Origin of the sequence: Roseateles oligotrophus (assembly GCF_014204525.1) — a bacterium.
Lineage (GTDB): Bacteria > Pseudomonadota > Gammaproteobacteria > Burkholderiales > Burkholderiaceae_C > Paucibacter_A > Paucibacter_A oligotrophus_A.
In genome coordinates this window covers 163609-172997 of the sequence record NZ_JACHLP010000010.1, presented here as the reverse complement: position 1 = coordinate 172997, position 9389 = coordinate 163609, and the positions used below count along the sequence as shown (strand labels likewise).

Annotated in this window: 14 protein-coding genes and 1 pseudogene; 5 read left to right on the top strand and 10 right to left on the bottom strand. The window is 66.1% G+C overall.

Translation table 11 applies throughout. The features are described from left to right. Positions 1–8: 8 nt before the first annotated feature. Positions 9–704 carry a type VI secretion system tube protein Hcp gene (locus HNP55_RS20985; protein WP_184303916.1) on the bottom strand — a complete coding sequence of 232 codons (696 nt, stop codon included), beginning with the start codon at positions 702–704 and terminating at the stop codon, positions 9–11. A 231-nt stretch (positions 705–935) separates the two neighbouring features. Between HNP55_RS20985 and HNP55_RS20980 the strand changes: the two genes are divergently transcribed. After that, positions 936–1154 (top strand): molybdopterin-binding protein, encoded by a 219-nt coding sequence (locus tag HNP55_RS20980; protein ID WP_184303866.1) that lies wholly within the window; start codon positions 936–938, stop codon positions 1152–1154. 8 nt (positions 1155–1162) lie between these two features. Continuing rightward, complete coding sequence (locus HNP55_RS20975) at positions 1163–1756, top strand: RBBP9/YdeN family alpha/beta hydrolase (protein ID WP_184303864.1); 594 nt, start codon at positions 1163–1165, stop codon at positions 1754–1756. A gap of 160 nt (positions 1757–1916) precedes the next feature. Here the strand turns inward: HNP55_RS20975 and HNP55_RS20970 are convergent, their stop codons facing one another. From HNP55_RS20970 to HNP55_RS20945, 6 genes are all read right to left on the bottom strand, one after another. Beyond that, positions 1917–2759 (bottom strand): TOBE domain-containing protein, encoded by an 843-nt coding sequence (locus HNP55_RS20970; RefSeq protein WP_184303862.1) that lies wholly within the window; start codon positions 2757–2759, stop codon positions 1917–1919. Then, positions 2756–3433: a sulfate/molybdate ABC transporter ATP-binding protein gene (locus HNP55_RS20965; RefSeq protein WP_184303859.1), complete on the bottom strand. Its 678-nt coding sequence runs from the start codon at positions 3431–3433 to the stop codon at positions 2756–2758. The genes HNP55_RS20970 and HNP55_RS20965 overlap by 4 nt, the downstream gene beginning before the upstream one ends. Beyond that, positions 3430–4098 carry a molybdate ABC transporter permease subunit gene (gene modB / locus HNP55_RS20960; protein WP_184303858.1) on the bottom strand — a complete coding sequence of 223 codons (669 nt, stop codon included), beginning with the start codon at positions 4096–4098 and terminating at the stop codon, positions 3430–3432. The genes HNP55_RS20965 and modB overlap by 4 nt, the downstream gene beginning before the upstream one ends. Positions 4099–4108: 10 nt before the next feature. Beyond that, positions 4109–4879: a molybdate ABC transporter substrate-binding protein gene (gene modA, locus HNP55_RS20955; RefSeq protein ID WP_184303856.1), complete on the bottom strand. Its 771-nt coding sequence runs from the start codon at positions 4877–4879 to the stop codon at positions 4109–4111. Positions 4880–5043: 164 nt separating this feature from the next. Beyond that, positions 5044–5832: a DUF4349 domain-containing protein gene (locus tag HNP55_RS20950; RefSeq protein ID WP_184303854.1), complete on the bottom strand. Its 789-nt coding sequence runs from the start codon at positions 5830–5832 to the stop codon at positions 5044–5046. A 164-nt stretch (positions 5833–5996) separates the two neighbouring features. Beyond that, positions 5997–6266 carry a hypothetical protein gene (locus HNP55_RS20945; RefSeq protein ID WP_184303852.1) on the bottom strand — a complete coding sequence of 90 codons (270 nt, stop codon included), beginning with the start codon at positions 6264–6266 and terminating at the stop codon, positions 5997–5999. 139 nt (positions 6267–6405) lie between these two features. Here HNP55_RS20945 and HNP55_RS24745 point away from each other — a divergent pair, with 139 nt between their 5' ends. Further along, a complete protein-coding gene (locus HNP55_RS24745) occupies positions 6406–6540 on the top strand; it encodes a hypothetical protein (protein ID WP_281385276.1) in 135 nt (44 codons plus the stop codon). Positions 6541–6953: 413 nt separating this feature from the next. Beyond that, positions 6954–7580: an N-methyl-D-aspartate receptor NMDAR2C subunit gene (locus HNP55_RS20940; protein WP_184303850.1), complete on the top strand. Its 627-nt coding sequence runs from the start codon at positions 6954–6956 to the stop codon at positions 7578–7580. On the opposite strand, the gene HNP55_RS24740 is transcribed toward HNP55_RS20940, so the two are convergent. The 3 genes and pseudogenes from HNP55_RS24740 to HNP55_RS24735 all read right to left on the bottom strand — a co-directional run bounded on the left by HNP55_RS24740 (position 7577) and on the right by HNP55_RS24735 (position 8429). Next, positions 7577–7699, bottom strand: coding sequence for a hypothetical protein (locus HNP55_RS24740; RefSeq protein ID WP_281385275.1), 123 nt, complete (start codon positions 7697–7699; stop codon positions 7577–7579). The genes HNP55_RS20940 and HNP55_RS24740 overlap by 4 nt on opposite strands. A gap of 76 nt (positions 7700–7775) precedes the next feature. Beyond that, a pseudogene (locus tag HNP55_RS24900) lies at positions 7776–7937 on the bottom strand (2-oxoglutarate and iron-dependent oxygenase domain-containing protein); the annotation flags it as partial. A gap of 360 nt (positions 7938–8297) precedes the next feature. Further along, positions 8298–8429, bottom strand: coding sequence for a hypothetical protein (locus HNP55_RS24735; RefSeq protein ID WP_281385274.1), 132 nt, complete (start codon positions 8427–8429; stop codon positions 8298–8300). Here HNP55_RS24735 and HNP55_RS20930 point away from each other — a divergent pair. Next, positions 8428–9387: a CysB family HTH-type transcriptional regulator gene (locus HNP55_RS20930; RefSeq protein WP_184303848.1), complete on the top strand. Its 960-nt coding sequence runs from the start codon at positions 8428–8430 to the stop codon at positions 9385–9387. The genes HNP55_RS24735 and HNP55_RS20930 overlap by 2 nt on opposite strands. The last annotated feature ends 2 nt before the right edge of the window (positions 9388–9389 follow it).

The following is a 9389-nucleotide window of genomic DNA, read 5'->3' as shown; positions in this document are numbered from 1 at the left end:
CGCCTCGCTCAGGCCGCGCCGCGGCGCTGGCGCCAGCAGCCCAGGCTCGCCAAGCCCAGCAGCAACAAGCCGGTGCTGGCGGGCTCCGGCACGGCCGCCGGCATGGCCAGGGCCAGGCCTTCCAGCACCAGCGGGTCGCCGCTGAACACCGGCGTCGATTGGCCGGTCATAAAGTTGAAGCTGCCAGTCACCCAGTTGCTCCAAGTGCCCCGGACGTCTTGCTGGCGGTAGGCCAGGCTCAGCGTGCTGAAGCTCAGCCCACCGTTCAGCAGCGGCGAGCTACCGGCCGTGGCCGAGGTCTTCAGCTCGCTCAGATAGGCCGGCTCGAACACCAGCTTGAAATAGTCCTGGTTGTTGCCAGCCACGCTATTGCGCGCCACATCCAGCTCGGCGGACTGCAAGCCCTTGCCCTGCACCATGGACAGGAAGAGGGGCACGAAGGCGCTGTCCACGCTCTGGCTCCACTCGAAGGGCCCATGTTGGGGCTTGCCACCGCCGACGGGTGCGGCCACCGTCAGGTCCAGCGACCAGCTGCCGGCTTCGCTGAAGTCCTTGTGGTGGGCGTCGGTGGAGCCGCCCTTGATCTGCACCCCCTTGCTGTCAATGAATTTGAGGAAGTAGCTATCGGCTTGCGCGCTGCCTGCGCCCAGGGCGCCCAGCGCCAGCAGCAACAAGATGCGATGGGAGTAAGTGCTTGTCTTCATGGTCTGGCCCTCGGGTGATGGGTGGGTGGACAAAGAAAGAAAGAAAGAAAGAAAGAAAGAAAGGAATGTCGACACCTCAAACAGACGCAAAGCAGCAGGCAGACAGGACAGGCCGGCGGCCTGACGCCTTGCCTTACTTATGCGCAGGCCGCATGTCTAGCTGCAATCCGCTTCCTTTGCCCCGAGCCTCGCGCGGCCTAAGCTGAAGGCTCAACAGCAAGGAGAGGCCGCATGAGCATCAGCGCCATCAATGTCCGCAACCAATTCCGCGGCAGGGTCAAGGAAGTCATCGAAGGCCCCGTGGTCTCCGAGGTCGATGTGCTGACGCCCGCGGGGCTGATCGTCACCTCGGTGATCACCACCCGCTCGGCCAAGGAGCTGGGCCTGGTCGTGGGCAAGGAAGTGGTGGCCTTGGTGAAATCCACCGAAGTCTCCATCGCCACGCTCTGAGCGCGATCATGGCCACCCCCTACCGCGCCCCACGCCTGCTGATCGTGCCCGGCTTGCGCGACAGCGGCCCCACGCATTGGCAGAGCTGGTTGCAGCAGCAGTACCGCGACACCCGCCGCGTCGTGCAGCGCGACTTCAGCGAGCCCGATCTGCTGCGCTGGGCCGAGCGCATCCAGTCCAGCATCGAGCATGCGGGCGCGGGCGAGTGGATCGCCGTGGCCCACAGCTTTGGCTGCCTGGCCCTGGCCCGGCATCTGGCCGATCACCCCGATTCAGCGATACGCCAGCTGCTCTTCGTCGCACCGGCCGAGCCCGATAAATTCGGCCTGGCCGAGCTGCTGCCGCAGCAGCGCCTGGGCCGCCCCAGCACGCTGATCGCCAGCCAGAACGACCCCTGGATGAGCGCCACCAGCGCCCTGCGCTGGGCGCATCGCTGGGGCAGCCATTTCTCCAATCTGGGCCCCGTCGGCCACATCAATAGCGAAGCAGGCTTCGGCCCCTTCCCGCTGGCCAAACGCTGGGTGGACGCAGCGCGCGAACGCGCCGCCCGCGAACAGCGCCCGGCGCATGCCAGCTTCCAGGAATGGTCGTTCGCGATCTGACTTTAAATTTCAACGGACACCAGGCACAAAGGAAGCAGCCGAGGCCAAGCCTGCGCCTGGGCGACCTCGCCCCCGACTTTGAACAAGACTCCAGCCAAGGCCCGCCCTAGCGGCCTGTTAACACTACAGGCATGGCCCATTCCCGCAGTGTTAACAGGCCCTAGGTCGATACGCCAAGAATCACGCTGGAGGCGTTGAACACCGCCACGGCCTCAAGGCCCACGGCCAGGCCCAGCGCCTCGGCGCCGGCCTGGCTGACGATGGCGGCGACCGTGCCGCCGCCGGGCAGGCTCAGGACGACTTCGTTGTTGACGGCCCCCTCGACCAATCGGCTGACGACGCCACGCAGCTGATTACGCGCCGAGAGCCGCAGGCCGCCTGGCCCTGCCTCAGCGCCGGCCACCAGCAGCACCGACGAGGCCTTGACCAGGGCGAAGGCCTTGGCGCCGATGGCCAGGGCCAGCTCCTGCGAGCTCTCGCGCGTGACCGTGGCCACCAAGGTCTGGCCGCCGATGATGCTCAGCTCGATTTCGTCGTTAACGGCACCGGTGCGCAAGGCGCTGATGGTGCCGGCAAACTGGTTGCGGGCGCTGGTCTTCATCGCGATGCTCCCCATCAAGGCGTAGTCGGCGCTCAGGCCCTGGGACTGGCGGTTGAGCCGCGCGACGAAGCGCGCATGCTCTTGCTGGATCAGCTCGTAATTGCGCAGCAGCTGGGCGCCGCGCTCGGTCAGGCGGGTAAAGCCACCGCCCTTGCCGCCCGCCACCCGGTCCAGCAAGGGCTCTCCGGCCAGATTGCTCATCTGCTCGATCGCGTTCCAGGCGCCCTTATAGCTATAGCCAACGGCCTTGGCCGCATGGGTCAGCGAGCCCAGGCGGGCGATCTCGGCCAGCAAGGCCAGTTGCCGGGCACCGGCCAGATCCTGGCCTTGCAGATTCAGGCGCAGCTCGGCAGCCAGGCCCAGATGCAGGGGCTGGCTGTCATGCTTCTTGTTGTCGCTCATGGCTGGATACCCCCTGCGGAGATCAGCAGACTGGCCTCGCCAAAGCGCGCCAGGTCTTCCGGGTCGTGGGTGATCATCAGCATGGGAATCTTGATGCGGTCCAGCAGCGCCTGCAGCTCGTCGCGCATGCGGCCGCGCAGATCGGGGTCGAGCGCGGCGAAGGGCTCGTCCAGCAAGAGCGCGCGCGGCTTGTTGACCAGGGCGCGGGCCAGGGCCGTGCGCTGCCGCTGGCCGCCGGACAACTCATGCGGCCGCTGCCCCGCCACCGCCTCCAGCTCGAAAGCCTGCAGCCAGCGCTGCACCTCGGCATCATCCTGTGCCGGCCTCGGGTTGAGCCAGGAACGGGGCTGCAGGCCAAAAGCGATGTTCTGCCGCACATTCAGGTAGGGGAACAAGGCGTAGTCCTGAAACAGATAGCCGAAGGCGCGTTCGCGGCTGGGCAGGTTCAGGCCTTGGCTGGCATCGAACAGGGCCTGGCCTTGAAAGGCGATCCGGCCCTGCTCGGGCCTGAGCAGGCCGGCGATGGCCTGCAGCGTCAGGCTCTTGCCCGCACCCGAGGGGCCGTAGATGACGGTGCGCTGGGCCTCGGTCTTGAAGCTCACGTCCAGCTCGAAGCAGCGGCCGCCGCTGCGCACCGTTTTCTGGACAGCCACGTCGAAGATGGCGGCGCTCATACCAAGGGCCTCGCAGGCGCCAGCCGCCCGGCCGACAGCAGCACCAGGACGCAGGTCAGCGAGGTGATCAGCACCAGGAAGTTGGCGCTGTCGTCCTGGCCGGCCTGCACCGCCTCGTAGACGGCCACGGACAAGGTCTGGGTGCGGCCCGGGATGCTACCCGCCACCATCAGCGTGGCACCAAACTCGCCCAGGGCGCGCGCAAACGCCAGCAACAAGCCGGCCAGGATGCCGCGCCAGGCCATGGGCAGGCTGACCCGGAAGAAGACGGCCCATTCGCCCAGGCCCAGCACGCGGGCAGCGCGCTCCAGCTGCGGATCCACGCCCTCGAAGGCGGCGCGGGCCGACTTCAGCACCAGGGGAAAGGCCACCAGGGTGGCGGCGATCACCGCGCCCTGCCAGGTGAAGATCAGCTGAATGCCAAAGTTATCCAGCAGCCAGGCGCCCAGCGGCCCGTGCTTGCCGATCAGCACCAGCAGGTAATAGCCCAGCACGGTGGGCGGCAAGACCATGGGCAGGGTCAGCACGGCGTCCAGCAGCTCGCGGCCGGGGAAGCGCCAACGCGCCAGCGCAAAGCCGACCCCCACGCCCAGGAAAAGATTGAGCGCAGTGGCCCAGCCTGCCACCTTCAGCGACAGCAGCAAAGGAACCCAGGCCGCGTCCATCAAAGCAAACTCAAGGCTTTTGGAAACCGTAGCGGGCCAGCACGGCCTGGCCGGCCGGCGACATCACATAGGCGATGAACCGACGCGCATCCTCGGCATTGGCGGCCGCCGCCACCGCCGCAATGGGGTAGTTGATGGGCGTCTGCGTGGGCACGCTGAACAAGACTTTGACCTTGTCTTTTTGCACCGCGGCGTCGGTGGCGTAGACAAAGCCCGCCTCCACCTCGCCGCGCGCCACATAGTCCAGGGCCTGGCGCACGTTCTGGGCGTAGACGGCCTTGGGTTCGACGGCGGCCCAGAGCTTGGCCGCCTCCAGCGCGCTCTTGCTATAGCGGCCGGCGGGCACGCCCTCGGGCTTGCCCAGCGCGATGCGCTTGAATTCGGGCTTAGCCAGATCGGCCAGGCTCTGGGCCACCGGCCCGGCCTGCAAGGGGCTGACCAGCACCAGGCTGTTGGCGACGAAGTTATGGCGACTGCCGGGCTGCAAGAGCTTTTGCTGCTCGGCCCGGTCCATGGTCTCCTGATCGGCCGTGGCCAGCACATCGACCGGCGCACCGCGCGCGATCTGCGCCAGCAAGGCGTCCGAGGCGGCGAAGTTGAACAAGAGCTTGCTGCCGGGATGCTGGGCCTCGAAGGCTGGCGCCAACTCCTTGAAAGCATTGCTGAGGCTGGCCGCGGCCGAGACGGTCAGCTCCGCCGCCCGGGCAGACAGCAGGGCACCCGCGGCCAGCAGGGCGACGGCGCACAGGCGCAGGGTTTTGAAGTTGGAGCTTGGTCTCATGGCTTGCATTCCCGTATCAGAGGGAGCGAAATATATCGCAATACATAACGATAAGCACTGCGCTAGATCAAGCCCGCGCGGGCCGACTCAATCAAGAGGCCAGGCTTTGGCAGGAGGCCGGGGCCTTGGGCCCGACGATGCGAAAGGGCGAGGCCCGCCTGCCATCATTTTTGCTGCCGCTTGCGGCGCCAACGCAGCAGGGCCCAAGCCACGCCTCCCGCAGCCATGAGCCAGGGCAGCAGATAGGCCAGCGCCGTCACAAAACCGGCCAGGCCGCTTGACAGATTGCCGGCAAAATCGCCCAGCGCCTGCTGGATGGGGCGCGCAAAGCCGCGATGCTGGCGGGACTCGATGGCCAGCTCCAGCGTCTGCGTCTCGACCCGCTGCTGCAGCTGGGCCTGTTGGCTGGCCGCGGCCTCCAGATCGCTCTGCACCTGGGCCAGTTCGTGGCTCACCTTGATCAAGGCATCAATATCGCCGGCGGCACGGCCGCTCAAGGCCTCCAGCTTGCTGCGGTAATCCTTCAGCATGGCCAGCTGCTTGGCCGCGTCCTGCAAAGGGGCGGCCAGGTCTTGCGCATGGGTGGTCTGCGACAGCAGCCGGCCCTGCGACTTGAGCCGCTCCAGCACCTGCTGCACCCCTTGCGCCGTCGCGCGTATCTTCAGCCCGGCCTGGGCCTCCCGGCCGGACTCCAAGCGCATCTGCAGGATCACGCATTGCTGGCTTTGCGCGATCGCCAGGCAGGCCTGCCGGCCGGCGTTCAACAGCGCTTCGACCTGCGCCTCATCCGCCTCCATCCTGACGCTGTGCGCATAGGCCAGCCGGGCCTGGGCCGATGTTTCCTCGCCCGCCTGGGCCTCGATCGAAGCGCCGGATCCACCGCCTCCCTCACGCTCGCCATTGCAGGCCGCCAAGCTGGCGCACAAAGCGATGAACCACAGGGAGCGGAGCATGGGAAACGAGGAGCGCGCTTGAATCATGGCCCGCAGTTTAGGGCTGGCGACCTGTAAACCCGCGCCCGGCAGGCGCCGCACGGGCAAATTAAGTAACTAAATATTCAAGCGCATTAAGACAGGCAGGCTGGACCCAAGCTGACAAGGGCTTGAGCATGGCCGGCTCAGAACTGCGCCCTCAGCCTCAGCCGCAGGCTGCGCGGCTCGCCGGGGTGGACGCGCTTGTCGTTCACCGGTGCCGACTCGCTCTTCAGCTGGGTGGCGTAGAAATACTCGATATCGTTGCAGGAGCGGTCCAGCAGATTGAGCACATCCAGGCTCAACACCCTCTTGGCACCCAGCTTGCGGCTCAGGCACATGGGCACCTGGTCGGTGGCATGCCAACGCGCCTCGAAAGCCATCAGCGTGGCCGCGCTGGAGCTATAGACCCGCAAGCGCTCAGGCCGTCAAGGCTGCCGACCAACAGTCCGCTTGTGCAAATGCCGGCTATGGATATGCACAAGGCTTTGTTCCCCGCCCGGCTGCCACGCCCTAATCTTGCAAGCACCAAGCCGCCCGAGAGGAATACCAGCCATGAGCAGCCAGACCCAGCGCCAAGACAGCCGCCAGATCATTCGCAGCCTGCTCGCCCTGAGCGCCGCGGCCTTCGGCATCAGCACCGCCCCACACGCAAGCACAGGAGGACCCGCTATCGACCGATCACCATGAATGCGCCCCAACAAGCAAGCAATCAATCAATGCATCCGTCTGACGGAAACGACTTTCACTACGCCTCGCTCTTGCGAGGCGTAGTTCTGTGCATGACCCACGCTTCGTGGCCCTAATACCGTGCCGCGCAAGTAGAGGAACAAAATGAAAGGGATGGATTCGCCTTCAGGGCAAGGCGCATACCGCAGCCATAGCTAGGCCATGGAGGCGAAGACGCGCTTTCATGGTCCGATACTTGCGCGGCACGGTACTGGACATAGGCTAATCTGCCGAACCTCTCTATATGCGCTGCGGACTCCCATGGCAAATCCATCGACAGACCTCAGCATTCACTCGGGCCATGGCCCCACCCTCGTCGAGCTCGGTTTCTCCGGGCTTCCGGCTGCGCTGGCAATGCGAGGTGAGAACAAGCCATGACCGAGTCGCCCTCACCGGCCTGCTTGCAAAGCTCCTGGCAACGCGCCTGGCACTCGCTAGGCCTGCAGCCAGCATCTGGCCTGCACGCACAGTTGCTGGAGGCTTACCGCGAAACTCAGCGGCACTACCACACGCTGCAGCATCTGCAGGAATGCCTGACGCATTGGGAGCAGGTGATGCAGCGGGCGCAGTTTCCCGGCGAGCTGGAGCTGGCGCTTTGGTTTCACGATGCGGTCTACGCCGTCAAGGCCAAGGACAACGAAGCGCAAAGCGCGCAGTGGGCCAAGCAGGCCTTGCGCCAGAGCGGCGCGAGCGCCGAGCAAATCCAGCGTGTGCAAGATCTGATCATGGCGACCTGCCACCAAGCGGTGCCCAGCGCGGCCGATGCCCAGCTCCTGGTCGATATCGACCTGGCCATCCTCGGCGCCGACCCCCAACGTTTTGCCGAATACGACGCCCAGGTGCGGGCCGAGTACAGCTGGGTGCCCGGCTGGATTTACCGGGGCAAACGCAGGCAGGTCATGCGCGGTTTCTTGGCGCGCGACGCCATCTACAGCACGCCCCACTTCCAGACGCAGTTGGAGGCGCAGGCAAGGCGCAATCTGGCTGTGCTCCTCGGCTAGTCGGCCCGCAAATGCTGGGCGACCCGCACATCCGAGCAATAGGCCGCGGCCACATCCAGGTGCGAACGCAGCCGGCCTTTCAGAAAGTTGCGGCCCTCCAGCACCTCGCCCAGATTCACCACCAAACTGCCGGGCAGGGCGGCAGGCCTGTTCCGGCTGGCCCAGCAAGGCACCGGGCAAAGGGGCGCGCTCGGCGCCGATATCGAGTTGCTCGCGCCAGTCGCGCTCGCCCAGGGTGATCGCCTCACCGGCCGCCGTGTAGCCGCGGCAATGCGGTGAGCGGGCCATGCGCAAGGCCAGCTTTTGCTCGCGCGGCAGAGTGAAGAACTCGCGCGCCGTCTTGAACAAGCGGGCCACACCCGCGCTCGTGCGCGGTCCAACGCGGTCTTATGCAGGCGGCGCGCAAGCAAGAGCGAATTGCTTATTGGGAAGAGCCAGCGCCGCCGAATATCCTGCAATTGCTGCAGGGAAATGAGGCGGCAGGAAAGCCAGAAAAACAAGAAAAGTGTCCCATGCCACTTCGAGGGGAAACGGCCCAAGACGCCGCCCTCAGCCGCATGGGGGAGAAGCCAGGCCGTGCTCGGGCGGCATTGCTAAACGGGGGGCTCCGTGGGGAAAGCAAGGGGACTGCCACTCGGACACGGCCTGGACTGATTCCGGCAAAAGCGACACGGCAATGCACATCGCCGGCAAGCCAAAGACTGCGCAAGGGCGGCCTCATCCCCGCCCTTTTCCTTTTTTCTCAGAACAAGCATTGCCGTTGATGAATATCGTTAGCAATTTTTCTTGGACGACAGAAAGAGAGGCCGGGCCAACAATGGAAAACAGATAAGCAAAGAGGTTTGCCATGAATTTCCAGCAATTGCGATCGGTCCGCGAAGCCCAGCGCCGCGGCTTCAACCTTACCGAAGTGGCCCAGGCCCTGCACACCTCGCAGCCCGGCGTCAGCCGGCAGATCCGCGAGCTGGAAGACGAGCTCGGCGTCGACATCTTTGTGCGCGCCGGCAAGCGCCTGACCGGCCTGACCGAACCCGGCCGCCATGTGATGCCCATCGTCGAGCGCCTGCTGCACGAGGCCGACAACCTCAAACGCGCCGGCGAGGACTTTGCCAGCGCCGACCGCGGCACCCTGCGCATCGCCGCCACCCACAGCCAGGCTCGTTACGCCCTGCCCCCGGTGGTGCGCGACTTCCGCGCCGCCCATCCCGATGTGAGCCTGCATCTGCAGCAGGGCTCGCCCCAGCAAGTGGCCAGGCTCTTGCTGGATGGCGAGGCCGATGTGGGCATCGCCACCGAGGCCCTGGCCCAGTTCGACGAGCTGCTCGCCCTGCCCTGCTACCGCTGGACCCACAGCATCATCACCCCGCCCGGCCATGCGCTGGCGCGCGAGGCCGCCGAGCTGGCCGCCCGGGGTCAGGTCTTGCCGCTGGCGCGCCTGGCGCAACATCCCATCATCACCTACGAGAGCGGCTACACCGGCCGCTCCCATATCGACGAGGCCTTCCGCAAGGCCGGCCTGGCCTTGAATGTGGTGCTGGCCGCCATGGACGCCGATGTGATCAAGACCTATGTGGACCTGGGCCTGGGCGTGGGCATCGTCGCGGCCATCGCCTACGACGAGGAGCGCGACCGCCACCTCAGCGCCATCGATGCCCGCCATCTGTTTGCCGACAATATGACCCGCCTGGCCGTGCGCCGCGACGCCTATCTGCGCGACTACATCTACGCCTTCATCACCACCTTTGCCGCGCCGCTGAGCCGCGCCGCCGTGGACGAGGCCAGGCTGGGCCTGGGCGAAGCGGTCTGAGC